Annotated in this window: 29 protein-coding genes; 18 read left to right on the forward strand and 11 right to left on the reverse strand. The window is 57.5% G+C overall.

The features are described 5' to 3' along the window. Positions 1-134 precede the first annotated feature (134 nt). Complete coding sequence (locus JJQ76_RS01845) at positions 135-695, forward strand: hypothetical protein (protein ID WP_210394917.1); 561 nt, start codon at positions 135-137, stop codon at positions 693-695. Here the strand turns inward: JJQ76_RS01845 and JJQ76_RS01850 are convergent. Beyond that, positions 642-1,325, reverse strand: a complete 684-nt coding sequence (locus tag JJQ76_RS01850) for a sulfite exporter TauE/SafE family protein (RefSeq protein ID WP_210394918.1) — start codon at positions 1,323-1,325, stop codon at positions 642-644. The two genes, JJQ76_RS01845 and JJQ76_RS01850, sit on opposite strands and share 54 nt — an antisense overlap. Before the next feature lie 45 nt (positions 1,326-1,370). Beyond that, on the reverse strand, positions 1,371-2,126 hold the full coding sequence (locus tag JJQ76_RS01855) for a cyclic nucleotide-binding domain-containing protein (protein WP_210394919.1): 756 nt from the start codon (positions 2,124-2,126) through the stop codon (positions 1,371-1,373). 422 nt (positions 2,127-2,548) lie between these two features. Here JJQ76_RS01855 and rlmM point away from each other — a divergent pair, with 422 nt between their 5' ends. Further along, positions 2,549-3,613, forward strand: a complete 1,065-nt coding sequence (gene rlmM, locus JJQ76_RS01860; protein ID WP_210394920.1) for a 23S rRNA (cytidine(2498)-2'-O)-methyltransferase RlmM — start codon at positions 2,549-2,551, stop codon at positions 3,611-3,613. Between the two features lie 4 nt (positions 3,614-3,617). On the opposite strand, the gene JJQ76_RS01865 is transcribed toward rlmM, so the two are convergent. Further along, positions 3,618-3,902, reverse strand: a complete 285-nt coding sequence (locus tag JJQ76_RS01865) for an antibiotic biosynthesis monooxygenase family protein (RefSeq protein WP_210394921.1) — start codon at positions 3,900-3,902, stop codon at positions 3,618-3,620. 144 nt (positions 3,903-4,046) lie between these two features. Here JJQ76_RS01865 and tusA point away from each other — a divergent pair, with 144 nt between their 5' ends. Genes tusA through JJQ76_RS01880 form a run of 3 tightly spaced genes read left to right on the forward strand, consistent with a single transcriptional unit; the run spans position 4,047 to position 5,337 of the window. Beyond that, a complete protein-coding gene (gene tusA, locus JJQ76_RS01870; RefSeq protein WP_210394922.1) occupies positions 4,047-4,283 on the forward strand; it encodes a sulfurtransferase TusA in 237 nt (78 codons plus the stop codon). 42 nt (positions 4,284-4,325) lie between these two features. Beyond that, positions 4,326-4,754 carry a ProQ/FINO family protein gene (locus JJQ76_RS01875; protein ID WP_210394923.1) on the forward strand — a complete coding sequence of 143 codons (429 nt, stop codon included), beginning with the start codon at positions 4,326-4,328 and terminating at the stop codon, positions 4,752-4,754. Between the two features lies 1 nt (position 4,755). Further along, positions 4,756-5,337 (forward strand): LOG family protein, encoded by a 582-nt coding sequence (locus JJQ76_RS01880; RefSeq protein ID WP_210394924.1) that lies wholly within the window; start codon positions 4,756-4,758, stop codon positions 5,335-5,337. Positions 5,338-5,375: 38 nt separating this feature from the next. Here the strand turns inward: JJQ76_RS01880 and JJQ76_RS01885 are convergent, their stop codons facing one another. From JJQ76_RS01885 to JJQ76_RS01905, 5 genes are all read right to left on the reverse strand, one after another. Then, positions 5,376-6,371 (reverse strand): glutathione S-transferase family protein, encoded by a 996-nt coding sequence (locus JJQ76_RS01885; RefSeq protein WP_210394925.1) that lies wholly within the window; start codon positions 6,369-6,371, stop codon positions 5,376-5,378. Between the two features lie 35 nt (positions 6,372-6,406). Then, positions 6,407-7,480: a DUF3080 family protein gene (locus JJQ76_RS01890; protein ID WP_210394926.1), complete on the reverse strand. Its 1,074-nt coding sequence runs from the start codon at positions 7,478-7,480 to the stop codon at positions 6,407-6,409. Between the two features lie 39 nt (positions 7,481-7,519). Further along, a complete protein-coding gene (locus JJQ76_RS01895) occupies positions 7,520-8,899 on the reverse strand; it encodes an MATE family efflux transporter (RefSeq protein WP_210394927.1) in 1,380 nt (459 codons plus the stop codon). Positions 8,900-8,902: 3 nt separating this feature from the next. Beyond that, positions 8,903-9,670, reverse strand: coding sequence for an ATP-binding protein (locus JJQ76_RS01900; protein ID WP_210394928.1), 768 nt, complete (start codon positions 9,668-9,670; stop codon positions 8,903-8,905). A gap of 124 nt (positions 9,671-9,794) precedes the next feature. Continuing rightward, the gene (locus JJQ76_RS01905) at positions 9,795-11,519 is read right to left on the reverse strand and encodes a PHA/PHB synthase family protein (RefSeq protein WP_210394929.1); all 1,725 of its coding nucleotides are present in this window, start codon (positions 11,517-11,519) and stop codon (positions 9,795-9,797) included. A 163-nt stretch (positions 11,520-11,682) separates the two neighbouring features. Between JJQ76_RS01905 and JJQ76_RS01910 the strand changes: the two genes are divergently transcribed. Further along, a complete protein-coding gene (locus JJQ76_RS01910) occupies positions 11,683-11,937 on the forward strand; it encodes a glutaredoxin family protein (RefSeq protein ID WP_210394930.1) in 255 nt (84 codons plus the stop codon). Here the strand turns inward: JJQ76_RS01910 and JJQ76_RS01915 are convergent. After that, entirely contained in the window at positions 11,921-12,727 is an 807-nt protein-coding gene (locus JJQ76_RS01915; protein ID WP_210394931.1) for a TatD family hydrolase, read from the reverse strand. The two genes, JJQ76_RS01910 and JJQ76_RS01915, sit on opposite strands and share 17 nt — an antisense overlap. Positions 12,728-12,856: 129 nt before the next feature. Between JJQ76_RS01915 and JJQ76_RS01920 the strand changes: the two genes are divergently transcribed. Then, a complete protein-coding gene (locus JJQ76_RS01920) occupies positions 12,857-13,795 on the forward strand; it encodes a chemotaxis protein CheV (protein ID WP_210394932.1) in 939 nt (312 codons plus the stop codon). A gap of 91 nt (positions 13,796-13,886) precedes the next feature. Here the strand turns inward: JJQ76_RS01920 and JJQ76_RS01925 are convergent, their stop codons facing one another. Both JJQ76_RS01925 and JJQ76_RS01930 read right to left on the reverse strand, forming a co-directional pair. Continuing rightward, positions 13,887-14,051, reverse strand: coding sequence for a hypothetical protein (locus JJQ76_RS01925; protein WP_210394933.1), 165 nt, complete (start codon positions 14,049-14,051; stop codon positions 13,887-13,889). A 662-nt stretch (positions 14,052-14,713) separates the two neighbouring features. After that, positions 14,714-15,256: a DUF2058 domain-containing protein gene (locus JJQ76_RS01930; RefSeq protein ID WP_210394934.1), complete on the reverse strand. Its 543-nt coding sequence runs from the start codon at positions 15,254-15,256 to the stop codon at positions 14,714-14,716. A 296-nt stretch (positions 15,257-15,552) separates the two neighbouring features. On the opposite strand from JJQ76_RS01930, the gene JJQ76_RS01935 reads away from it, so the two are divergent. From JJQ76_RS01935 to hypB, 11 genes are all read left to right on the forward strand, one after another. Further along, the gene (locus tag JJQ76_RS01935; RefSeq protein WP_210394935.1) at positions 15,553-15,921 is read left to right on the forward strand and encodes a hypothetical protein; all 369 of its coding nucleotides are present in this window, start codon (positions 15,553-15,555) and stop codon (positions 15,919-15,921) included. A 557-nt stretch (positions 15,922-16,478) separates the two neighbouring features. After that, on the forward strand, positions 16,479-17,609 hold the full coding sequence (locus JJQ76_RS01940) for a hydrogenase small subunit (RefSeq protein ID WP_210394936.1): 1,131 nt from the start codon (positions 16,479-16,481) through the stop codon (positions 17,607-17,609). 13 nt (positions 17,610-17,622) lie between these two features. Next, the gene (hybA, locus tag JJQ76_RS01945; RefSeq protein WP_210394937.1) at positions 17,623-18,600 is read left to right on the forward strand and encodes a hydrogenase 2 operon protein HybA; all 978 of its coding nucleotides are present in this window, start codon (positions 17,623-17,625) and stop codon (positions 18,598-18,600) included. Then, on the forward strand, positions 18,597-19,748 hold the full coding sequence (gene hybB, locus JJQ76_RS01950) for a Ni/Fe-hydrogenase cytochrome b subunit (protein WP_210394938.1): 1,152 nt from the start codon (positions 18,597-18,599) through the stop codon (positions 19,746-19,748). Before hybA ends, hybB begins: the two co-directional genes overlap by 4 nt. An 84-nt stretch (positions 19,749-19,832) precedes the next feature. Next, positions 19,833-21,548, forward strand: coding sequence for a nickel-dependent hydrogenase large subunit (locus tag JJQ76_RS01955; RefSeq protein WP_210394939.1), 1,716 nt, complete (start codon positions 19,833-19,835; stop codon positions 21,546-21,548). Positions 21,549-21,655: 107 nt separating this feature from the next. Further along, entirely contained in the window at positions 21,656-22,147 is a 492-nt protein-coding gene (locus tag JJQ76_RS01960) for a HyaD/HybD family hydrogenase maturation endopeptidase (protein ID WP_210394940.1), read from the forward strand. Further along, positions 22,147-22,395, forward strand: coding sequence for a HypC/HybG/HupF family hydrogenase formation chaperone (locus JJQ76_RS01965; protein WP_210394941.1), 249 nt, complete (start codon positions 22,147-22,149; stop codon positions 22,393-22,395). Before JJQ76_RS01960 ends, JJQ76_RS01965 begins: the two co-directional genes overlap by 1 nt. Positions 22,396-22,450: 55 nt before the next feature. Then, a complete protein-coding gene (gene hybE, locus JJQ76_RS01970; RefSeq protein ID WP_210394942.1) occupies positions 22,451-22,954 on the forward strand; it encodes a [NiFe]-hydrogenase assembly chaperone HybE in 504 nt (167 codons plus the stop codon). A gap of 47 nt (positions 22,955-23,001) precedes the next feature. Further along, a complete protein-coding gene (locus tag JJQ76_RS01975) occupies positions 23,002-24,093 on the forward strand; it encodes a nickel-dependent hydrogenase large subunit (RefSeq protein WP_210394943.1) in 1,092 nt (363 codons plus the stop codon). After that, on the forward strand, positions 24,086-24,427 hold the full coding sequence (gene hypA / locus JJQ76_RS01980; protein WP_210394944.1) for a hydrogenase maturation nickel metallochaperone HypA: 342 nt from the start codon (positions 24,086-24,088) through the stop codon (positions 24,425-24,427). The genes JJQ76_RS01975 and hypA overlap by 8 nt, the downstream gene beginning before the upstream one ends. A gap of 35 nt (positions 24,428-24,462) precedes the next feature. After that, complete coding sequence (gene hypB / locus JJQ76_RS01985) at positions 24,463-25,419, forward strand: hydrogenase nickel incorporation protein HypB (protein ID WP_210394945.1); 957 nt, start codon at positions 24,463-24,465, stop codon at positions 25,417-25,419. Positions 25,420-25,425 lie beyond the last annotated feature (6 nt).

Raw genomic sequence — 25,425 nt, forward strand, 5'->3', positions numbered from 1 at the left:
CTCCATGAGGCACTAAAGTGCGCGTGAATCGGGTGAGCGTCGCAACGAGGCGGCTGTGGCCATTCTATCCAAGCAGCGTGACTCATGAAACGTCGCAGGGACGAAAGTATCTTTAATTCGGAAAGGAAAAAGGCATGCAGTTTGATATTCCGGCTGATCAGATTCATCGGGCGAAGTTTCCTCATGAACTGTTTCTGACCAACTTGATCGGGAATCACATTTTGTGGTTTGTTGCAGCGTTGGGTATGGCGGGCTCGTTCTGGCAGCCGTTGCTGGTTGTGCCGGTGGTATCTGTGTCCTGCTTGCTCTACACCCTGTGGCGCGCACGTCGTGCGCGGTTGCGCTACCAGTGGTTCGAAATGTGTCACTGGCAGTTGGCTGCACGGCGCAGCCGAGTGTTTATTCTGGTTCTAAGCACCTGTGGCTTCGTCGCCGGGGCTGGCTGGGTCGGTTACACCTTTTGGGGGTGGGAGCGAGTGCCGGTGATGGCCTTCTCTGGCGGTGTGGGACTGTTGCCAACGATGGTGACCGTGTTGGTGTTGATCGTGATGGAGTCGGATGCGCTCCATCAGGCGAGTCACGGAAAAATGTCGCCTTCACTGTACGCGCGATTTCCCAATCCGGAAGCGGTGCGTCTCGACTCAGAGGTTGAAAGCGCGCCACAGGGCGTGGAAGCCGAAACCGACCACCAGTAAACCGGCAGCTGACTTGATCCAGCGTGTTTGCAGTAGGCGTGCAGCTGCACCGGCCAGCATGCCCAGGAGCAGCAGGTTGGGGAGGGTTCCCAGTGCGAAAGCCAACATCAGCGATGCGCCCTCTAGCGCGCCCCCACTGCTGACAGCCTGGATCAGCATGCTATAGACAAGGCCGCATGGTAGCCATCCCCACGCGGCGCCGAGAATATATGCCTGAGCAAGATTGCGAGGCGGCAGCAGCCCCCGTACGTGAGGCTCGATCCGGCGCCATAAAACTCCGCCTGCTTGTTCTACCCGTCGCAATACGGTCCACCAGCCGCTAAGGTAAAGGCCCAGCAGGAGCATGGTGATGCCGGCGGTAATCAGCAACACCTGCTGTGCAGTGCGGACTGGCAGCCAGCCTACCAGCAGTACGCCAAGCCCGCCCATCAACGCCCCGGCAGCGGTATAGCTGCTAATTCGGCCGAGATTGTAAGCCAGTTGGTAGCGAAACAGGCGGCCGGGTCTGTGGGAGCCCGGCAGGCGAAAACTCAGCGCGCCGATGATTCCGCCACACATACCGAGGCAGTGAACACCGCCGACCAGGCCAACGGTGAACGCCGTAAGATAAGGTAACCAGTACTCAGGCATCGACGGGCACAAGCCAGGCGCTGACGGGGTCAGCGCCGGTGCCGATCAAGCGATGTGACGGGGCAAGCCCGAGGCGTCGCGAAGTGTCTCCATATCGAGCATGCGAATGTGCTTGCCACGTACCGCAATAGCGCCGGTCTGATGAAGTTTGGTAAACAGGCGACTGAGGGTTTCCTTGCGCAAGCCGAGGAAGTTCGCGATATCGTCCCTGGACATTGGGAGTGAAAACTCCTCGCCGGAGTAGCCGCGTTCGTCGAGGCGCATGGAAAGGTTCAGCAGAAAAGCCGACAGTCGTTGCTCGGCATTTTTGCGCGCCATCAGCATGGCAAACTGGCGGTGCAGATCGAAGTTCTCTTTCTGCATCATGGATTGGAAGTTTTGCGAAAGCGCCGGCACCTGGCTGGAGGTTTCTTTCAGGCTGCCGTAGGGCAGCTCGCAGACGTGGCTGTCTTCGAGTGCGATGGCGCTGCAGGGGTAACGCTGTGGATAGATACCGGTTTGCCCCAGCGTCTCACCGGCAAGGACAAATCCTACGACCAGTTCCTGGCCGTCTTCGGTGAGGTTGATCAGTTTCAGTGCCCCCGAGGTGACGGCGTATAGCGCGCTGAAGGGTTCGCCTTCGCGAAATAAGTGCTCTCCGGCGGCAAGGGGTTGGCGACGCTCTACGAACTCATCCGCCATGCTGAACTCGCGCCCGCCGAGGTCAATGGGGTTGCACAACGGAAACAGACCGCAATCGTCGCAGGCTACGTGTTGGGTACCACGGCGCTTTTTGCGATCAGTAGAGATTGAATTATCCATCGAGAGTCCTGTTTCTATATTCGTGAAATTCTGGCTATCAGAGGCTGTGGGTAAACCGTGACTGCCCCAGCCGGAAAATTGACTAATGGTAACATTCGCCGCCGAATAGACAAATTGCTTTATATCAAAGATATTGCAGGAGGGTGGAAATGTTTTCCTATGTTGGCGGTGAAAAATTAATCCTGCTCGATTGCGCACAGAAAACCTTCTTTGGGTCGCTCCTGCATCCTGGCGAGTCACTCCGGATAATCGCTCAACGAAACCGCAGGGTTGCTTTCGGTAATGCTGCATCTCGGCAGGCTCCGCTGTCGGAAAGCGAAAGAGTGGTGGCAGCGATTCAATGCGCTATGTGAGCTGAATTAGTCACAAAAACGGGAGGCATCGCGGGTATAATCGGCAGTTTTTGTGGACGGAAGAATGGTATGGATCATCTGATTCTCAGCTGCAGACCCGGTTTTGAAAGTGAATGCGCAGCGGAGATGACCGAGCGGGCAGGGGCGCTGGGTATATACGGATATGCCAAAACCGCCGCGGGCAGTGGTTGGGTGCTATTTGTCACCCAGCACTCTCAAGGGGCGTCCACCCTGATCGAACAGCTGCCTTTTCGCGAACTTGTCTTTACCCGGCAATGGTTGGCGTCTGCCGGTCGGGTCGACGACCTGCCGGCACATGACCGCGTGGGTCCCTTGCTTCACGCCGCACGCGAACTGCCGGAATGCGGCGAACTGCATGTGGATTGCCCCGATAGCGCAGCGACGGAGTCGCTGGCCGTGCTGTGTCGCAAATTGACCTCGCCCGCCGCGCAAGCACTGCGCAAGGCGGGGGTTCTCAGTGCAAAAAGGACCCGCCGTCTGCCGCGTTTGCACTGTTACTTCGTCAGTGGGGATGCGGCATACGTGGGGATCAGCCACCCGCGCAACAGCTCTCGTCACGAGGGCGGGATCCCGCGGCTGCGGTTCCCTGCAAAGGCCCCTAGCCGTTCGACCTTAAAGCTGGAGGAGGCGTTACTGTTTTTTCTCTCGGTGAAAGAGAGGGAGCATCGCCTGCAGCCGGGCATGAGCGCGGTAGACCTGGGAGCTGCACCGGGTGGCTGGACATGGCAGTTGGTTCAGCGTCATCTGCGGGTTACCGCGGTCGACAACGGCCCGATGCAGCCGGCGTTGATGGAAAGCGGGCTGGTAGTTCACGAGCGGGAAGACGGCTTCCGTTACGTGCCAACGCGTCCGGTGGACTGGATGGTTTGTGATATGGCAGCAATACCGATGCAGGTGGCGGAACGGATGGCGCTGTGGTTTGCAGAAGGGTGGTGCAAGCAGGCGATTTTCAACCTTAAGTTACCCATGAAAAAACGTTATCAGGCTGTTTGCGATTGTCGCGAACGGATTGAAACCCGGCTGAATGCAGCGGGCGTGCCCTTTGTCCTCGACTTTAAGCAGCTTTATCACGATCGCGAAGAGGTGACGGCGTACCTGCGCCAGCCCGACTAGCCCGTTACAGGTGTTCCAGGATGGTGATCCTTTCGTCTTCTTGCAGCATCGGGCGTAGTTCGTCCAGCTGAGCGCGTCGTTCCGGACTGTTGTACCAGCGCTGCCAGTCCAGCAACGAACGGTAGGTAGCGAAGACGTAACGATGGTGAGGGTCGCGGGCATCCTTGAGTGATTCCCCCGAGATAAAACCATCACTCTGCATCGCCAGCTGCAAGGCTTTTCCGGCAGCCTTGCGATAGGGTTCGGCGAGATCGGCGGCGATGCGGCGTTCGATCATTACTTTGATCATGATGCTCCTCCAGTGTTTTCGCCAGTATAGGGTAGCTTTCTGTTGCCACAAAAGCCTCGGAGTTGATTCAAAAGGCCGAAATCCGGCTTTTTTCACGGGGCCGCATCTGCGAGAATAAGCGCGGTTTAAGGGGAACAGGATCCCATGAGTAACTACGAAATCGACCACCAGTTGGATGCCACCGGACTGTATTGCCCCGAACCGGTGATGATGTTGCACAACAAGGTGCGTGATATCGCCGTGGGCGAAGTGCTTGAGGTAGTTGCCAGTGATCCCTCTACTCAGCGGGACATCCCCAAATTCTGTAATTTCCTCGGCCATGAACTGATTGCCCAACGTCAGGAAGCCGAGTGTTATTACTACGTCATACGCAAGGGGTAAGCTCGGGCTTACCTTTTTCACACCAACGTTAATTGACCCATTATGACCGAAGACGTGAAGGCTCCTGCGCCTAAAAGCAAAAACCGTTCAGCCAACCAGGCCGCCATCGCACTGATCGCGGAAACCTATCCCCAGGCGTTCAGCCGCGACAACGTGCGACCATTGAAGATCGGCATTCAGGAAGATCTTGTAGCCGACGGCAAATTACCTGCTGGCAAGATCAAGCGTGCCTTGGCCTCTTACGTCCGTGCGCCGCAGTACTATAAAAGCATGCAAGCGGGTGCGGAGCGCGTCGATCTGGGGGGCAATGCAGCAGGTCTGGTGTCCGAACAGGAAGCAGCGCACGCCAAAGAGATGCTGAAGAAGATTCGCCAGCAGCGCCGTGAGCGCGAGCAACAGCAGCGAGTCAAGGAGCGCGAAGAACGCATCAGCGATAAGTTGGCTCAACTGGTCAACAAGCCCTTCAACTGATATGCGCGCCGTCTGTGTCTACTGCGGCTCAAACGACGGCACCAATCCTGGCTACCGTGCGGCGGCCAGGGCATTGGGCGCCGAGATCGCGAATCGAGGGCTGCGGTTGGTTTACGGCGGCGCCCGCAATGGTTTGATGGGGGCGGTGGCCGACGGTGCCCTGGCCGCCGGTGGTCAGGTTACTGGTATCATTCCCCATGCCTTGGTGGCCTGGGAGCAGGCGCATCCTGATCTCAGCGAGCAGCTGGTGGTCGACAGTATGCGTGCGCGTAAGCAGGCTATGGCAGATCGTGCCGATGGTTTTATTGCGCTGCCTGGCGGTATTGGTACTCTGGAGGAGATCTTCGAGATGATCTCTTGGGCCCAGCTGGGCGTTCACCATAAGCCTTGTGCGTTTCTCGACGTGGAGGGCTACTGGGATCCACTGATACGCTTTCTTGACTACAGCGTGGAGGTTGGCCTGACTCGCTCGGGAACCCGGAAGATGCTTCTCACGGATAGCGACCACAAGCGCTTGCTGACGCGGATGGACAATTACCGTTCGCCGGTGACCCACCGCTGGCTGGATGCAGCCCAAACCTGATCTTTCCCAGACCTGACCTTTCGTTACTCTGCTCTTTTTTACAGCGCTTCCCTGCCGTGCGGTTCGTCCAGCTCCAGCAGCGGCCCGGCGGGCACAATGCCGGTTGGATTGATGGAACGATGGCTGGCGTAATAATGTGCCTTGATATGTGCAAAGTTAACCGTCGCAGTGATCCCCGGCTGTTGATAGAGATCACGCAGGTACCCCTGTAACGCCTGATAGTCGCGAATAGGGCGCAGGTTGCACTTGAAGTGTCCGTGATAAACCGCGTCGAAGCGGATCAGCGTGGTGAAGAGCCGCCAGTCGGCCTCGGTGATCTGCCGACCGGTGAGAAAGCGCTGTTCGGTCAGACGTGACTCGAGCCAGTCCAGCGCGCGAAACAGGCGCCGATAGGCTTTTTCATAGGCCTTTTGACGGGTGGCAAAACCGCAGCGGTAGACGCCGTTGTTGATCCACGGATAGATAAAGGCGTTGAGACGGTCGATCGCCGGCAACAGCTGCGCCGGGATCATGTTGACGCGGTTGCCGGTCAGATGATCGAACGCATGGTTAAACATGCGGATGATGTCGGCAGATTCGTTGCTAACGATAGTCTGTTGGTGCCGGTCCCAGAGCACGGGCACCGTGACCCGGCCACTGTAGTCCGGGGCGGCGCGAGTATAGAGTTGATGGAGAAAGTCACTCTGGTAGAGCGGATCGCCTAGTGTGATCTGCGGATCACTGAAGCGTTCATCCGGGCTGAACTCCCATCCCTGGTTCAGCATATGCGGATGCACGGTGGATGCGCTGACCAAAGCTGTCAGACCTTTCAGTTGGCGAAAGATGAGGGTGCGATGGGCCCAGGGGCAGGCGAGCGATACGAACAGGTGGTAACGTTCGGGACTTGCCTCAAAACCGTCTTTTCCTGTGGGGCCGGCACTGCCGTCGGGGGTGATCCAGTTGCGGAAGCGGGCTTGCTCGCGTTCGAACTCGCCGTCGGAGGCGTCGGTATCATACCACTGGTCGTGCCAGGTTCCATTCCGCAGTAGTCCCATCAGCTGTTTCCCCGGTATTCAGTAGGCCTATTACATCAGTCAGGGCCCGTCGGCATCAACCCGCATTGGCGTAATACCGTCTGCCAGCGGTCAGTGTGTCGCTTGATTGCCCGTTGATAGCGCTGCCAGAGGCTGTCGGGGTGGGTTGGCGAGAGCATCTGCCGGCGATACTCTTCCAGCGGCGACGGACTCCAGGGCGGGTGCCCGACCGCCAGCTGATCCATGTGAGTGAGCCACGGCAACCCCTGGCGCTGGATGAGTGCCATGTAGGGCTGTACTTCCGCGGCATAGAATTGATCAAGCACGTTGCGGAGGTGGTTCGCCTTGGGGATCGGGCGACCGCTCAGGCAGAGTCGCCGCGGCGAAATCGCCGTATCGAGCAGCGCAGATACCCGGTTCAGGTGGTTGATCAACAGTCGCAGGGAGCTGTTTAACTGGCCGCCGTATTCGCTTCCGTACAGGGCGAAATAGTGGCGTTCCAGATCGGTTTCGTGGGGTGTTGAGAATGGTTGGCCAGCGGCTGCGCTAGCGGCCGTTTGACGGTACTGGAGCAAGGTTTGCAGTGCTCTGAGGCTATCCCCGTAACCGGGATTGCCAGCCAGCGCAATGGGGGGCTTTGACAACGACAGGTTGTGCTCAAGTTCGCTGCTGGTGAAGACCGCATTCCACCAGGTTGGATACAGATTGCGTTGCTTGCCGAGATAAACCTCCTCGAGAAAACGGGAAAATTCGGCATCGTGGAGTGGGTGTTGGCGATCGCGCAGATAGCAGCGCTCGAGCACAGCGTAAAAGCGGAACTCATAGTCCAGAAGGACGGAGGGTTGCTTGACCTTGCCGAGGATGCTGTTGCGCTCTGATATCAACGGCAGCAAACCACAGTCGGCAAGATCGAGCGCATCAAGCAGTCCCGCGCGCAGCTCGACCAGCGGCAGGCGGCGAGTGCGTCGAGTGGGCAAAACGGTGAGATCAGCCTCGGCGGCATCAGGATATGGCTGCTCCAGTACGCTGGCGACCCGGTCAACATAATTGGCTAACACCGCTTCGGGTGTGTCACGGCTGCATCCGCCCAGCAGGACAACCAGCATGGTTAACGCGGCTTTGTACGCCAAGTTTATGCTCCCTGTTCTGTGCTTCTTTGCAGTGTAGCGTTAGCCGGCCCGGGCGGCGCGCCGGCTGATTAGATGGAGACGTACCAGCAGCGAGGATGCAGCGATACTGAGCCCGCAGGTGATGCCGATCCAGAAACCTTTGGCACCAAGTGCTGCGCCCCATAGGTCCGTGAGCGACAGGGAATAACCGAGCGGCAGGCCTACCAGCCAGTAGGCGACAAATGCGGCCCCCAGAGCGAAGCGGGTGTCCTTGTAACCTCTGAGAGCGCCTGCACCGCAAACTTGAATGACGTCGGGTAATTGAAATAACGCGGCGAATCCCAGCAGCAGTGAGGCTAAGGCGATAACGTCAGGCTCAACACTGTAGAGCGATGCAATCGGTGTTGCCAGCAACCAGATGGTGCTGCTGGTGGCCAGTGCGATCAGCCCGCCCATGGCGATACCGGTGGTCGCTACGCGGCGTGCTCCACGAGGATCGCCGCGACCGAGCGTGAAACCGACGCGGATAGAGAGCGCCATGGAGAGGCTGAGGGGGATCATAAAGGTGACGCTGATAACGGAGAAGGCGATCTGGTGACCTGAGACCACCGTGCTGCCGAGCGGCGCCAGTAGCAGCGCGATAATCAGGAACATACTGGCTTCAAAGAAGATGGTGACGCCGATGGGAACGCCGATACGCAGCAGTTCCTGCTGTTTGCGAAGCTGTGGTTGCCGCCAGTTGAGCCACAAGCGTACTGGTTCAAAATGACGGCTGCGCAGGGTAAACCAGACTGCCAGCAGGAACTGGACCCATAGGGCCGCCACTGTGGCCCAGCCGCACCCCACACCCCCCAGCTCTGGAAAACCGGCGTAGCCGTATATGAGTACGGCATTGAGGGGGATGTTTACCAGTAGACCGGCGAGGCTGATCAGCATGATGGTGCGGGTCTGGTGCAGGGCTTCCTGGCCGCAGCGTAGCAGGGTAAACAGCATCGCCGCCGGAGCACCCCAGGCCAGAGCTTCAACGTAGCCACCGCCGACGCTGCGCATAGTGCCAGACACCTCCATGAGGGAATATAGCGGTGCGGCGAGATGGAGTAGCAGGGCTGCTACTCCGCCGAGCAGCAGCGCCAGCCAGCAGCCCTGTTGCAGGGTATGGCGGATGGAGTCGTAGTCTCGTGCCCCGAACGCCTGTGCCACCAACGGAATGGTCGCCATCAGTATGCCGGTGAACAGCAGTAGCATCGGGATCCATACGCTGGTACCGATCGCGACCCCAGCGAGATCATCGGCGCTGTAGCGACCCGCCATCAGGGTATCCGTCAGCCCCATGGCTGCCTGTGCCATCTGGGTGGCAACGATGGGGAGCCCCAGACGAACCAGCGCGCCGGCTTCAGCCAGCGTTCGCTGGCGCCGTTGTCGTGTAGTAGGTGAGGGCATAAGTCAGCCGGAATGCGAGCCCCGGTGGTTAAAGAACTGCCGGGCCGTACGCCCGCTGCGTGCGCCTTTGCCGGTGGCGAAACGAATGGCTTCGAGGTGAAGTGCGGCGCGGTATTCGCAGTCGGGGAACAGGGCGTCTACCATCATCAGGTAGTCGCTTTGGCTGACGGCGTAGAAGGATAGCCACAGGCCGAAGCGATCGGACAGGGAAATCTTTTCCTCCACTGCGTCGGCATAGTGCAGCTCCGTGCTGGTGACCCGGCTGTCGAGATTGTCCTGCATCGACTCCGGCAACAGGTGGCGGCGATTGGAGGTGGCGTAGATCAGGACGTTCTCGGGTGGCAGCTCCAGTGAGCCGTCCAGCACGGTTTTGAGCGCTCGGTAGCTGTTGTCACCCTGTTCGAATGACAGGTCATCGGTGTAAACGATAAAGCGATAGGGCTGCTCGCGTAATTCATCGACAATCTCAGGTAGTTCAATCAGCTGATCACGGTCGATCTGGACAACTCGCAGTCCTTGATCTCCGTAGTGGTTGATCAGCGCTTTGATTAGCGATGACTTGCCGGTACCGCGCGCGCCCCAGAGCAGAGCGTTGTTGGCGGGTAGTCGCTGCAGAAACCGTTCGGTGTTGGCGCAAAGAGCGTGCTTCTGTCGCTCGATTCCCAGTAGTTGCTCAAGCCTCGTGGGGTCCAGTTGGCTGACGGCGCGCAGTTGGCCGGTGCGAGGGCGCCAGAGAGCAGCGAAGGTGGTTTGCCAGTTGATGGTGCTCATGGATGGTGCTCTGGTTACCGTTAAGCTGCCATTTTAGGATAGCGGCGTGGCGCTGCCTAGCGAAGAACGGGCGCAATAAAAAGGGCGGCCTGAAGGCCGCCCTTTCTGGCTGCTGGAGCAATGATTAGTCCAGACGCTTGGCAACGTAGCGGCCGGGTGCCGGCTCGATCACAGGATGGGTTTCGTTGCCCAGCGCGCTGGGTGCCTCAACCTGCTTGCCGCCGCGCTTCTTCAACCAGCCGGACCAGTGAGGCCACCAGCTGCCTTCCTGGCGTTCTGCGGTTTCCAGCCAATGATCAGCCCCTTTTCCGGAGTCTCCGCCAGTCCAGTAGTTGCGACGGTTTTTGGAGGCCGGATTGATCACACCGGCGATATGTCCGCTGGCGCCAAGCACAAATTCGCAGTTGCTGAAGTTTTCGCTACCGGTGAAGGTGCTTTTCCAGGGCGCGATGTGATCTTCGATGCACGACAGGAAGTAGCAAGGCACCTTGATCTTGGTGAGGTCAACAGATTCGCCGCAGACCGTCAGCTTGCCGGGTTGCGCCAATGCGTTATCCAGGTACATGTTGCGAATATAAAAGTCGTACATGGACGCGGGCAGGTTAGTTGGGTCGCTGTTCCAGTAGAGGATGTCGAAAGGTGCCGGAGCTTGGCCTTTAAGGTAGTTATTCACCACGTAAGACCAGATCAGATCATTGGAGCGCAACATATTGAACGTGGTAGATAGGTTGCGACCGTTGAGCACGCCCTCAGAATGCACTTTCTTCAGCAGTTGCTCGATCTGCTCTTTGTCGATGAACACTCCCAGATCACCTGGCTCGGCAAAATCGGTAAGTGTGGTCAGGAAAGTCGCAGACGCCACACTGGTGTCTTTGCGCGCAGACAGAACCGCCAGCGCGCTAGCCAGAATCGTACCGCCGACACACCAGGCAACCGTGTTGACCTTGTTGGAGCCGGAAATGGACTTGACCGCCTCCAGCGCTTCAAGAACGCCGTTACCTACATAATCGTCCCAAGAGAGGTTGCTCTGTTCGGGGCTGGCATTAACCCAGGAGACGAGGAATACGGTCTGACCCTGTTCCACTGCATACTTGACGAACGAATTGCCCGGTTGCAGGTCAAGAATGTAGAACTTGTTGATACAGGGCGGCACGATCAGTGTCGGCCGCTCGTTTACTTTTTCTGTCAGCGGCTTGTACTGGATCAACTGCAGCAGTTCGTTCTCGAACACGACCGCACCTTCGGTGGTGGCGATGTTTTCACCCAGCACGAACGCCTCTTCGTCGGTCATGCTGATGCGGCCTTTTTCCATATCGCCGAGCAGGTTTTGCAGGCCGTCGATCAGACTCTGGCCCTTGGTTTCAACCGCTTGCTGGATAACTTCCGGGTTGGTGGCAGCGAAATTGGTTGGCGACATCGCATCGATATACTGCTGGGTGTAGAACTCCAGCTTCTGCTGCGACTTTTCGTCCAGATTAACGCTGGAAACCATCTTGTTCAGCATGTTGGATGCGATCAGATAGGATTCCTTGATGTAATTGAAAACCGGACTTTCGCTCCATTCTTCAGCGGCAAAACGGCGGTCGCCGGGCTGCGGCGCGGCTTCGACCGCCTTGCCTCCCGTCAGGATACCGGCCCAAAACTGCATCTGGCTACGCTGGTATTCAGTCACCGCATCGAGCCAACCCTGCGGGTCGGTAGGGCGGCTGAGAAGCTGTCCCCAAGCGCTGTTGAGGTTGTCGAGGTACTCCTCACCGACCTTGCCGGCAAATAGTTCCATCACCTTGTGGGCTTCCGCATTCATCGCAGTGAAAAACTCCTGCGCGGTATTGGTATCCTTGCTATCCATAAACTCAAGCTCTCATTTCGGCTGGGCCAGTGGTCTTTGTACCGCAGATGCGAAAAAGACGCAAAACGTTGGCAATTATACCCCAAGTTGGCGGGCTATCCCTGATTCTTTGGTATCCGCACGCTCTTTGTTAGTATTCGGACTTTTGGCTCAGGAGACGCCCATGACTCAGTTGCGGCTTTACGGCACTTCGGGCTGCCACCTCTGTGAGGTGGCCGAGCAGCTATTGGCACACTGCATTGATTTTGAACGCGTCCAAGTCGAACTGATCGACATCGCCGATGATGACCGGATGGTGGAGCGCCTGGGTGTGCGGATACCGGTGCTGGAAGACAGTGTTTCCGGTGAAACGCTGGACTGGCCGTTTGATGCTGAGCAGGTTGCGAGGTTTTTGACTGCTGTCAGCGCAAGAGGTTGAAAAAACGCTCTGCGTTACGGCTTGTCCGGGCGGCTAGCTCTTCACTGGTTATGCCCAAAATGGCGGCGACTTCAGCGCAGATGTGACTAAGATAAGCGGGCTCGTTACGGCGTGACTTGGGTTTCGGCTTGAGAGTGCGCGGCAGCAGGTAGGGGGAGTCTGTTTCCAGTAGCAGTCGATCAGCGGGTATCTCCTTAATCAGCTCCCGCAGGTGCAGTCCGCGACGTTCGTCACAAATCCAGCCGGTGATTCCAATGTACAGGTCCAGCTCGCGGTAACGCGTCAGCTCCTCTTTGCTGCCGGTAAAGCAGTGCAGCAGGGCGGCGGGAAGCTCGCGACGGTAGCGTGCTAGTAGGGTGACAAAGTCCTCATGGGCGTCACGTTCGTGCAATAGTATGGGATAGCCGCTGTCTGCAGCCAGTTGCAGTTGTTGCTCAAATACCTCGCGCTGCCTGGGCCGCGGTGAAAAGTCCCGGTTGTAATCCAGGCCCGTCTCGCCGACAGCGTGGACGGCAGGGTGAGACAGAAGTTTGCGCAGTCGTTGCTGGTCGTCGGGCTGCCAGTCCTTGGCGTGATGAGGGTGAACACCGGCAGTGCAAGCGAGTTGCTGTGGGTAGAGCTGGCACAGTTCGAGTGCCTGGAGGCATTCGTTGATATTACTGGCAGTGACAACTATTTTTTCGATTCCTGAGGCGCGAGCGCGCAGGAGCACCTCGTCGAGGTCATCTTGAAAAGCCGAATCGGTCAAATTGACCGCAATATCGATGAGATATGCTGTTTTTGCGCCCATTGTTGATCTATGTCCTGTGCTGGCTCTCAAGCAGTGGCTGATTTTACGTTATTCTTCCTTCTTATGTGCTGCCGGGGCAGGTTGGCAGCAGACAACAAGTACTAGCACGAGCAGGCAGGCCTTCTTTATATGTCAGGAATACTCGATTCCGTTGACCAGCGAACGCAGCTGGTAGGGCAGAACCGTTTCGAATTGTTGTTGTTCCGCCTTGGGCGTAATCAGCTGTTCGCGATCAATGTGTTTAAGGTGAAGGAGGTGTTGAAGCTCCCGCATCTTAACGCCTTGCCCAATTCTCACTCGGTGATTCGTGGTGTCACTAATATGCGTGGTCACACGCTGCCGGTTATCGACCTCAGTGCTGCAATTGGTATGGCTCCGATTCCCGATACCGCGGATGCCCATCTGATCGTGGCTGAGTACAACGGTACCGTGCAGGGTTTTCTGGTCAGCGATGTCGATAGAATTCTTAACCTGGATTGGTCTGATGTCATGCCGCCGCCCAAGACCGCCGGACGCGCGCATTATCTGACCGCAATAACGCGGCTGGAGGACAACCGGCTGGTCGAGATTGTCGATGTGGAGAAAGTGTTGGCTGAAATCGTACCCGCCACAACCGATATCTCTCCGGAGCTGGTGGATCAGCGAGCCCGCGAACTGGCGGAAGGGCGGGAGATCATGATAGTCGATGATTCGCACACGGCGCGGGATCAGGTTCGCCACACTTTGGCTCACCTCGGTGTCAGGCTGGTAGAGGCGGTTAACGGCGCCGACGCACTGGAGCAGTTACGCGCATTCGCATCGCAAGGCGAGGATGTGGGGCAGCGTTTTCTGATGCTGATTACTGACGCCGAGATGCCGGAGATGGACGGTTATCGGTTGACAACGGAAATTCGGCGTGACGATCAGTTACGCAGTCTTTACATCATGCTGCATACCTCCATGTCGGGCTCATTCAATAAGGCAATGGTGGAGAAGGTTGGCTGCAATGACTTCTTGCCCAAGTTTCAGTCGGATCAGTTGGCAGTCAAAGTGCTTGAGCGGATAAAGCAGTTGCATGATCTTGCTTGATACTTGGTAACTTGCTCGGACTCTATAAAAAAGCCAGCGCAACGCGCTGGCTTTTTTTGTCTGACCGACGGGCTGTGGTCGTCGAGCAGGGTTAGTGTTCGCGATTCAGGCGAAAGTGTTGACGGCCATACCAGCGAGGCTCTTCGTTGTCATTCTCGATCAAGTAAGAGTTTTCGCCCATCTCTTTGACCTGATATGCGCTATCGGTGGTCAGTTGATCTTCAAAGCCATCGTTACGGATACACTCAATAATCATAGCTTGTACCTTCGCTGGTGGTGTGGCTGTGGCCGCACTTTGTTGTTGTTTGGTTGCCCTTGGAGGGTTGGTTTACGTGCGCGTCAACAAAGCTTAACGTGCGCGTCACAGAAAATTAATCGATTTATGTTGCGTCTGCAAAGTGTTTTTGTCTTTGACTTTAGTATTGCATCGTTATTTCTGTAGTTATCTATATGTATACAAAGAAAGTTTTTGGCGTTTTGGTGGCTGCTTCTAGCTAACGCGCTTGCGTTAGTTGCGGTGCGAAAAGTCACTTTTCACTATTGCTGCTGTCGTTAGGAAGTCGCTATTGCGAGAGTCGATGGCCGAGCGGCTTGTTGCTGAGCTGTGTGCGGCGGGTGGATGCGACAATGTTGCTCCTTGGTGATGGTGATGCCGTGTCTTTCGTCGTCGGTCATCGTAAGGAGCGGGGTGGCTGATGTCTTGGATGATCAGCATCGTTGCAGCAGCAAGGGGGGGGGGTGCCATTATGCGAGCGGCCCCGTCGCGATGGCGTCAAGTCAATGGTCCGGTGTTGCCTCGTGCAATCCGGTTAGCGCTTAATGCGATGTGTCTGGAGGATCTTTAGGCGCCTAGTAGAGAAAGCCGAGGAAGGTGGGCGCGTCTGTTTGTTTTCGCTGTTGAGATCGCGCCCCGGATACTTACCACATCAGGTCGTCAGGGATGGGGTAATCCTTGTACGGATCGTCGTCACTGAGCTCCTCTTGTTCGATGCGAATTACCCGGTCGGCATCGCGCTGTTCGATGCGCGCGGCGATGGCGTCGGGCACCAGAAAGTAACGCCCTTCTTCAAGAAAGGCTATAGCAAGCCAGCCTTTGAGTAGCTGATTCTGGAGCTGCTCGTTGATATAAAGCTTTTTTATCTTGCGCTGGTGGGCAAACTGGTATGGCAGTTCCGCATCCTTGGGTATGGTTTGCGCGTGTTGCTCAATCAACTGGCGGATCTGCGCTTCGATGGCGCGGCGCTGCTTCTCTGCTTCGCGCTGTCGGTTAAGTTCGCGGTCGCGTGCAACCTTGTCCTCTCTGGCCTGGTCAATCTGGCTCTTCAGGTTGTCGTTCTGATGGTCAGGCAGGTTGGTTTTGCTCTTTTTCTGTTGCTTCTTTTTGGCCGTCCGTGCTTGTTGTACTTTTTGTTTGTTGGTCAGGCCCAGATTGAGTAATTGATCAGAAAGGGAGTTTTTCATTGTGCTGGTGTGCTGTGTAAAAATGTTGCGCCACTATAACATACCGCCGGCCCAGGGTAGTGGGGGGGCAATGCCCTAAATGGTCTTCATCTTGTTGTCATGGGGCGTAGCATCCCGGTGTGGTTCGGCTACACTTATAAGGAAACCGCCCCGGTGTCTGTTCCGGGGTATGGCTGGTTTCGGGTAGAGTTCGTTCGGTTGCCCTGGCTGAAGGGTTCGTGTATATCCGATCGTAATCCATCTGTGTGTGCTAATATAACAGGGCGATTTTCATCAACCAACTGAGGTGGCGTGTGATGACTCAGAGCATAAAGCCGTTAGCGGACATCTGGCTCGAGTTGCAGATCGTGACCATGGATGCGGAGCTCTCTACCAAGGACCGGGAACGACTTGAGCTGTTGCTCGATTCGCTTAAAGAGCATGTAAGTACCAATCAGGAGCGCGAACGTCGCGTGTTGCTGAAATGGTTCAGTGCCCGCTTGGGGCCGCGTTTGTTTAGTAATCATTATCGTCAGTTGGTGCTGGAGTTCGGCAACCTGATGTCCACCCTGTGGACGGGCAAGCCGGCGTTCCATACTTCCGATGAGGTGCTGGCCTGGATGAATGATGAGCTCTCGGGTATGGGTGAAGATGACGGAGTGATCTCCATGCAGGAGCGTGCATAGCACGGGCTGCTGCTGGGTGGTAATTTTGTTTCCGCTTGTGCGTCAGAATGACCAGTTTGCCACCTACGGGTTGTTTGTTTAAATACTATTTTTTTTGTAACCGAATGAAAAGAGTGCGAAATATTTTCTTGGCATAGGCTGTGCTTTGTTTTGGGTGTGCTAAAGAGCTTCGCGTAGTTGTTTAGCCGATTTCACGACTGACAACCTCATGCCTCACCCTGTAATGAGGTTTTTTCAGCGCTCCCGCGTCCGCGGGGGCGCTTTTTTTTTGCTCGAAATAGCAAGATTGGTGCGGCTCCTGGTGGATACTTTGTTTTCACTTGGTGAAAGCAAGTGGGCTTCATGTGTCGCTTCTGTGGCTTGTTAGACCTTCGTATAACGCCTGTAACTCATTGTTAAGTAATTGTAAATCTTCTTGCTGGTGCGATATGTCAAGTGGCATGTTTCTTGTCTCTGTTGCTGGTCAGGCTGGGGCCAGCCATGGGGCTGCGAAGTCTTGCGCCGTGTAGCCGGCGGATGAATAAAACAGACAGGGCATTAGGTAGGAAGGACGAACGATGAATAATAACGAGCTACAGCAAGTAGCAGAGCGGTTGGGTGTCAGTCGCCGAACCTTCATGAAATTTTGTACCGGTGTGGCGGCGACACTTGGCTTGTCTGCCGGCGCCGGGGTGCAGATGGCGCACGCGATCGCCAATCCGCGCCGCCCCGCGGTGATCTGGTTGTCAGCCCAGGAGTGTACCGGTTGTACCGAGTCGTTGCTGCGGGCCAATCATCCGTCTCTTGAGCATCTTATTCTTGATCTGGTTTCGCTCGACTACCACGAGACCTTGTCTGTGCCTGCAGGGCATGCGGCGGAAGAAGCCAAACAGCACTCCATGAAAGAGAACTGGGGAAAGTACGTGCTGGTAGTTGATGGCTCCATCCCGATGAAGGATGGCGGCATCTACTGTAAGGTGGCGGGCAAGCCCATCGTTGATCATGTCCGCGAGGCGGCAGAGGGTGCTGCCGCGATCATTTCCATCGGATCATGTGCGGCTTGGGGAGGGGTGCCTTCGGCGGGTCCCAACCCCACCGAAGCAACGCCAGTTGATAAGGTGCTTACCGACAAGACGGTCGTTAATATCCCCGGTTGCCCGCCGAATCCCTATAACTTCCTTTCCACGGTTCTGCATCTGGTGACCTTTGGTACGCTGCCGGAGCTGGACCATCTGAACCGCCCCAAGTTTGCTTACGGCCGCCTGATTCACGAGAACTGCGAGCGCCGTCCGCACTTCGACGCGGGACGGTTTGCGCTGGAGTTCGGTGACGAGGGGCATAAACAGGGGTTCTGTCTTTACAAGCTTGGCTGCAAAGGGCCGGAAACCTATGCCAATTGCCCGGCGGTGGAGTTTGGAGATGTGGGCGGTGGCGCCTGGCCGGTCGGCGTCGGTCATCCCTGTTTCGGTTGTACCGAGCAGGGGGTTGGTTTTGAAAAAGGGATTCACCAGCTGGCTGACGTGATTACCGTCACGCCGCCTACGACTTTCCCCGGCATTGCCGAACCGGTCGGACAGGGTGTGACGCCGGGTGCCGCAGCGCTGCTGGGTGCGGTTGGTGGCGCCGTTCTTGGGGCCACGGCGGTGGCAGTCAAGCAGCTGGGTAAGGCCGAAGCGTCCGAACAGTCTGATAACGACTCTCAATCCTGAACCGGAGGCGATCATGAATCGACGTGATTTTCTCAAGGTGGCAGGAAGCGGAGCGCTGATAGCCACCACCAGCGGCGCGGCAGAGGCGCGGGGAAACCTGCCCGTGCCGGACAATGCCGTTGGTATGTTGTACGACTCAACCCTCTGTATCGGTTGCCGGGCATGCGTATACAAGTGCAAGGAAGTGAACGATATGCCCAACGTCGTCCGCGACGGCGAGGTGCAGTGGGATCAGGCGGAGGAGCTCTCCGGCGATACTCTGAATATTATCAAGGCTTACAAGCAGGGCACTGGCGAAACCAAGAACAGCGCCGTTGACGGGTTCGCCTTTATCAAGCGCAACTGCATGCACTGCGTGGATGCGGGCTGTGTTTCCGTGTGCCCGGTCAGTGCGATGCAGAAAGATCCGGAAACCGGGATTGTCAGTCACAATCCTGACGCTTGTATCGGATGCCGCTATTGCGTTGCCGCATGCCCCTACAACGTACCCAAGTACGAGTACGACGAGGCGTTCGGCCAGATCCAGAAATGCCAGCTGTGTAACCAGAAGGGCGTAGAGAGGATCAATAAAGGTCTGAATCCGGGCTGCGTCGAAGTCTGCCCGACCGGTGCCAATATCTTCGGTACCCGCGAGGAGCTGTTGCAGGAAGCCAAGCGTCGTCTGGCGCTGAAGCCGGGTGAGGATTACACCTACCCGCTGGAGCGGGTTGGCTCGACCTACGGACACGTTAAAGCGGCGCCGGACTATACCCAGCATATCTTCGGTGAGCATGAAGGTGGTGGTACACAGGTGATGGTGATTGCCGGTATGGAACACACCAAGCTGGGACTGCCCGACCTGCCGGAACGCTCCTATGCGTCGGTGTCGGAAACGGTTCAACACACCATTTATGGTGGCATGCTGGCCCCTGCCGGTCTGCTGGCGGGGCTGCTCTACTTCGCCCGGCGCAGCTGCAAGGAAACCGATAAAGAAGGGGAGGACGAGGTATGAGTCATCACCACGAACACGCTCCCATCGGTGGGCGCCTGATTACCCTGCCGTTTCTGTTTCTCAGTGCATTGGCGCTGATTGCGGTGGTACTGCTGGTCGAGCGCTTTATGTACGGCCTTGGTGCGGTTACCAATCTGAATGACGGCTTCCCCTGGGGAATCTGGGTGGTCTACGACATCGTCGTCGGTACCGGATTCGCCTGTGGGGGGTATGTGCTGGCGTTGACGGTCTATATCGCCAACAAAGGCAAGTATCACCCGCTGGTTCGCCCGGCACTGCTGGCCAGCCTGTTTGGCTACAGCCTGGGTGGTCTTGGCGCCATTGTCGATATGGGGCGTTACTGGAACTTCTATCAGATGTTCAATCCGGCCCAGCAGAACTTCAACTCGGTGATGCTGGAAGTGGGGCTCTGTGTGGCCGCCTACAGTATCGTGCTGTTTATCGAGTTCCTGCCGGTTATTTTCGAGAAGTTCCGCGCTGACGAGTGGAAGAAAAAGCTCGAGAAAATTCTGTTTATCTTTATTGCCATCGGCGTGCTGCTGCCAACCATGCACCAGTCCTCGCTGGGGTCATTGCTGATTGCGATGGGCGGCAAGGTTCACCCGTTGTGGCAGTCTGCGTACCTGATGCCGGTGCTGGCGATTACCACCGCGATGATGCTGGGCTTCTCCATCGTCATCTTCGAGGGATCGATGGCCACCGTTGGGCTGCGTCAGCCCTCGGAAACCCATCTGCATCGAGGCCTGATCAAGGTGATCCGCGCGTTGCTGGTGCTGTTCTTTATCGTGCGCCTGGGTGATCTGCTGTATCGCGGCGTGCTGGGAGCAGCGTTCAGCGGCACCCTGCAGGGCAACATGTTCCTGCTGGAGATGGTGCTGTTCCTGATCCCGCTGGTGGTGCTCAGTAGTGCCAACCTGGTGCGACAGGGGCGCTTTTTGCTGATCGCCGCCGTCAGCCTGCTGCTGGCCGGCGCGTTGTACCGTTTCAACGCCTTTCTGATTGGGTTTGATCCCGGCGCCGGGTACATCTACTTCCCCTCGGTGAAGGAGTTGTTGGTGTCGATCGGTATCGTCGCTATCGAAATTTTGGGCTACCTGTTCTTCGTCAAGATGTTCCCGGTACTGCCCAAGGCTCACGCACACGCATAACAGCTCGCCGGCGACAGCCGGCGACATAAGAACACCATCGCGCGAGCCCGAGGCTCTGCCGGATGAAAAGTTAGGAGAATTACAGTGGCACAACGTATTGTCGTCGACCCCGTAACACGCATTGAAGGTCACCTCCGTATCGACGTTGAGGTGGAAAATGGCAAGGTGTCCAAGGCCTGGTCCTCCGGGCAGATGTGGCGCGGCATCGAGCAGATTCTGCAGGGCCGTGATCCGCTGGATGCCTGGGTGTTTACCCAACGCATCTGTGGTGTCTGCACCACCGTCCACGCTTTGGCGTCGGTACGTTCGGTTGAAAACGCGTTGAATCTGGAAGTACCCGTCAACGCCCAGCTGATCCGTAACCTGATCATCACCGCCCACGGCGTGCATGATCACATTGTTCATTTCTATCACCTGTCGGCGCTGGACTGGGTAGATATCGTTTCCGCGCTGGATGCCGACCCGGCCAAGGCGGCGGCACTGGCTGAGAGCCTCTCCAGCTGGGAGATGAACAGCGTTCACGAGATGCGCAAAGTGCAGGAGAAGCTTAAGGGCTTCGTCAACTCCGGCCAGCTGGGTGTATTCGCCAACGGCTACTGGGGTCACAGCGCAATGAAACTGCCGCCGGAGGTCAACCTGATCGCCGCCGCGCACTACCTGCAGGCGCTGGAGATCCAGCGTGAAGCCAACAAGATCGTTACCATCTTGGGTGGTAAGACCCCGCATATCCAGAACCTGGCCGTGGGTGGAGTCACCAACTCCATCAACATGAACAGCCAGTCGGTGCTGAATATGGAGCGTCTGGTCTACATCAAGAGCCTGATCGACAAGCTGGAAAGCTTCGTAAAGAATGCCTATCTGGTGGATCTGGCTGCCGTCGGCGCGTTCTACACCGACTGGGCAGGTTACGGCAAGGGTGTTACCGACTATCTTTGTGTGCCGGATCTGCCGACCGACGCCAAGGGCACGAAGTTCGCCATGCCCGGTGGTTACATCCGTAATGGTGATCTGTCCACCTTCAAGCCGATTACCAGCTTCCAGGACGAGTTCTTCAAGCAGGGCGTGGCCGAGAGTTCCAAGCACTCTTGGTACACCGGCGAAACCCCGCTGCACCCCTGGGATGGTGAAACCATTCCTAATTACGATGACTTCAACGACGAAGGCCAGTATTCCTGGATCAAGTCGCCCACCTTCCAGGGACGCCCGGCACAGGTCGGTCCGCTGGCCAACGTCCTGTGTATGGCCGCTGCCGGTCACGAATCCACCAAGACCCACCTGAACTTCCTGGTTGATACCCTGAATACGGTCAACAAGATGGTGGGTGGCAAGGGTGGTGTGGGTATCGAACACCTGCATTCGACCTTGGGTCGTCACGCCGCGCGGGCGGTGCGTTGCGCAGTGATGCTGGATGAGCTGAACGCGCAGTGGCAGATGCTGGTGAACAATATCGCCTCCGGCGATACCGATACCTACAACCGTCCGTCGTTCCCGAAGGGCGAAATTCGTGGCGTTGGTTTCCACGAAGCGCCGCGCGGGGTACTGTCACACTGGTGCGTAATCGAAGACGGCAAGATCAAGAACTACCAGGCGGTGGTGCCGAGTACCTGGAATGCCGGGCCGCGTAATGCCAAGGATGAGCCCGGCCCTTACGAGGCATCGCTGCTGGGTAATCCGGTTTCCAACCCGGAAAGCCCGCTGGAAGTGCTGCGTACGGTACACTCCTTCGACCCCTGTATCGCCTGTGCGATCCACATGGTCGATACCGAGAACAACGAAATCGTCAAAGTTCGCGCGCTGTAAGCCGAGCCCATGCCAGCAAGGAAGCCGGTGAGGGAGGCCGCAATGCCTCCCGGACAAACCGGCTTTTGCGTTTCTGGTTGCTGGCGAAAGCGAACGAGGAGAGAGTAATGAGTATTCTGGTTTTGGGCGTGGGCAACATCCTGCTCACGGACGAAGGTATCGGTGTGCGTGTGGTTGAAGCACTGGAGCAGCGCTACCAGATTCCGGAAGGTGTTGAGGTGATGGATGGTGGCACTGCCGGGATGGAGTTGTTGTCCTCCATCGCCAGTCGCGAGCATCTGATTCTGATCGATGCGGTCAATACCGGCGCTGCCCCTGGCACACTGGTGAAGCTGCAGGACGATGAAGTGCCCGCACTGTTCAAGAATAAGATTTCACCGCACCAGTTGGGTATCTCCGACCTGTTGGGGGTGCTGACTGTAACCGGTGAGATGCCCAAGAAAATGACCCTGTTCGGAGTCGTGCCATTTTCCCTGGACACTAGCACCGAGCTCAGCGAGTCGATGCGGCAGCTGCTTGACGCGTTGCTTGAGGCAACCGTAACCGAGCTGGCCGCGCAGGGCGTTGTACTCGAAGCCCGCGTGGCGGAGGCCAGCTGATGTGCATCGGCGTACCGTCGCAGGTGATTGCACTGGACGGCATGACCGCCACGGTCGAAAGCTTGGGCCAGCAGCGGGTGGTGAGCCTGCTGCTGATGGCCGAAGAGGTGGCGCTGGGCGATTATCTACTGATTCAGGTGGGTGATTTCGCGGTAGAAAAGATCGAGCCTCAGCGTGCATTGGATGCACTGGAATACCTGAAAGAGGTTAGTGGACTACTGCCGGAGAATGCTGCAGCCGCACCCTGAAGAGGACACAATTGTGAGTCGTGATGTTTCAATTCAAGCTGTGAATGAGAGCCGCATGCTCGCCGGTTTTGTCGACAACCCGGCGTCCCGGCTAGAGCAGGTGTTCAACGATATCTATCGGCAGCGGATGCAGGATGTGCCGGTGGTCAACCCCGCAATTCGGGTAGAAGCGGTGGGGTTCGACGAGTGGGAGGGCCACTGGTTGGGTGTGCTGATCACTCCCTGGTTCATGAACCTGCTGGTGGTACCCAAACAGGGGGCGCCCTGGCCCGAGTTTGATACCGCGAAACGCAAAGGTGAGGAGATTGCCCTGAGTTTTCCTCAAGGCGCCTACAACTTCTCTGCCCGGGAAGAAGAGGGCATAGGCAGTTATCTGAGCTGTTCGTTGGCATCGCCGGTGCATGAATGGAACAACCACCTTGAACTGCGCAAAACCGCCCAGGACGTGCTGCGGCTGCTGCGCACGCTGCCGGTGGTGCAGGTGGACGAAGAGCCAGCCAAAGGCTGCAACCTGTCGCGCCGCAACTTTCTTCGTGGTGGCGATGCGGTTAGCGCCTGAGCCGATGTGGGCGAGCGGCGGCACGCCAGCCTGCTGAGACATTTCGCATGAGTATTGCCGGAAAGATCTCCGTTGTGTTGCAGCACAACGCCGAGGTTGAGATCCGCTCCTCCCGACCTTTACAGTTGACCGCATCGCTGCGGGGATTCGCTGCCGCTGAAATTATCCAGCGGGTGCCTGCGCTGTATGCGCTCTGTGGGCGCGCACAGGCCCTGGCGGCCCACAGGGCACTGCAGGCCGCGGGTGCATTGGCGCCCTCCGATCGACAGAGCGGCGAACGCGCTGCCGCCGTAGAAGCTGTTCTGGAGGGAATATGGCGGTTCGCTATCGATCTGCCGCAGTGGGCCGGGGTTTCGTTGTCAATGGCTCCCTTTGCCCGGCTGCGCCATGCCCTGTTGCAGGATGAGAGCGAGGCTTCCGGAGAGCTGCTGAATCAGTATCTGACCACCCAGTTGCTGGGTGAGGCGCCGGCGCAGTGGGCAAGCGCTGATGGCGAAGCGATGCTGCACTGGCTTTATCACAGCGATGCGCCCGCTGCCGGTTTGTTGCGTGAAGTCGAAGCGGTATTGCTCGGAGTCGGTGGTGCTGCCGCCGCGGTAACAACGCCCTTACTGGCCTGCCCGAGCGATGAGCAGTTGTGCGAGATCGCCCATGCCATGAAAACAGACAGTTATCTGGCAGCGCCGCAATGGCGCGGGGCTTGTGTAGAAACCGGTGCCCGCGCGTATCAGCAGGATCACTCCTGGTTTGCCAACGACTCCGTGATGGCGCTGCCGCAAGCGTTGCAACGTCTATTGGCGCGCCTGCTGGAGCTGGTTTCACTGGTGCGCCATTTAACCGGCAACGGGGTGGCGTTGCCGGTATCGGGGGGGCTGCCACTGTCGGATGGTGATGGTGTCGGTTGGGTTCGAACGGCACGTGGTGTGTTGCTGCATTATGCCGCCGCTGAGCGCGATCGGGTCAGCGACTACCGTATACTGGCGCCTACGGAATGGAACTTTCACCCCAAGGGCGTTCTCGCGCGCGCGGTGTCGCCCTGGAACACAGTACCCCCATCGATGCGTCAGCGCTGGCTGGCGTTGCAGGTGATGTCGCTGGACCCCTGTGTGGCCTATGAACTGGAGGTGTATGATGCATGAGATGTCCCTGGCCGAGGGGGTTATTCAGGTGCTGGAGCAAAGTGCGGCCAGCGAGGGGTTTACGCGGGTCAAAACCGTTTGGCTGGAGATCGGTCAACTGTCCCATGTGGAACCTGAAGCGATGCGTTTCTGCTTCGACGCGGTGTGCCGCAATACCTTGGCCGAAGGCGCCCTGCTCGAGATAATCGAGCTGCCGGGTACCGGTTGGTGCCATGAATGCAGCAAAGAGTTTGCCTACCAGGCACGTTACGAGCCTTGTCCCCACTGCGGTGGTTATCAGGTCCAGATGACCGGCGGGGACGAGATGCGGATCAAAGAACTGGAAGTGGAATAGCCGCGCTATTCCCCCGGAAGTAAGAGGATATCAGCATGTGTACAACCTGCGGCTGCGCCAGCGGTAACGCCCGCGTTGAAGGGGATGCGTTGCATTCCGGTCACGATCACCACGAACACGAACACCACCACGATCATGGTCACCACCATCACTCGCATACCCTGGATAACCACCACCATGATCACCATCACAGCCACCAGCATGGAGACCATGGTGACCTGCACTACGGTAAGGGAGCCGCCGGGGCCCATGCGCCCGGTTTGAGTCAGGCACGGATGGTGCAGATTGAGCAGGATATCCTGGGCAAAAATGATCGCTACGCGGCGGAAAACCGTGCCCGGTTTGCCGCCGCTAACATGCTGGCGCTCAATCTCGTCTCCAGCCCCGGTTCCGGCAAGACCACCCTGCTGACACGCACGCTGGAGGAGAACAGCGGGCGTTATCAGGCTGGTGTGATCGAGGGCGACCAGCAGACCGCCAATGACGCTGACCGTATCCGGGCTACCGGGGTGAAGGCGGTGCAGATCAATACCGGCAAAGGCTGTCATCTGGATGCTCATATGGTAGGGCATGCACTGGAGCAGTTTGAGCTGGGTGAGCGTGGAGTGCTGTTTATCGAAAACGTCGGCAACCTGGTATGTCCGGCGGCGTTCGATCTGGGCGAGGCGCACAAGGTGGCGATCCTGTCGGTCACCGAGGGGGAGGACAAACCGCTCAAGTATCCGGACATGTTCCATGCCGCCGATCTGATGATCCTTAACAAGACCGATCTATTGCCCTACTTGGATTTCGATGTCGATCAATGTATCGAGTACGCTCGCCGGGTTAACCCCGATATCGAAGTGATCCAGTTGTCGGCGCGTAGCGGTGAGGGTATGAATTTGTGGTACCAGTGGATTGAAGATCGTCACGACGCTCTGCTGCAGCAAAAGCTGGATCAGCTGGAAGCCCAGGCTGCCGCGCTGCGCGCCTCTCTGGAAAAACAACCCTAAGGACCG

The sequence above is a fragment of the Motiliproteus sediminis genome (assembly GCF_017912535.1).
Taxonomy (GTDB): Bacteria; Pseudomonadota; Gammaproteobacteria; order Pseudomonadales; family Balneatricaceae; genus Motiliproteus; species Motiliproteus sediminis.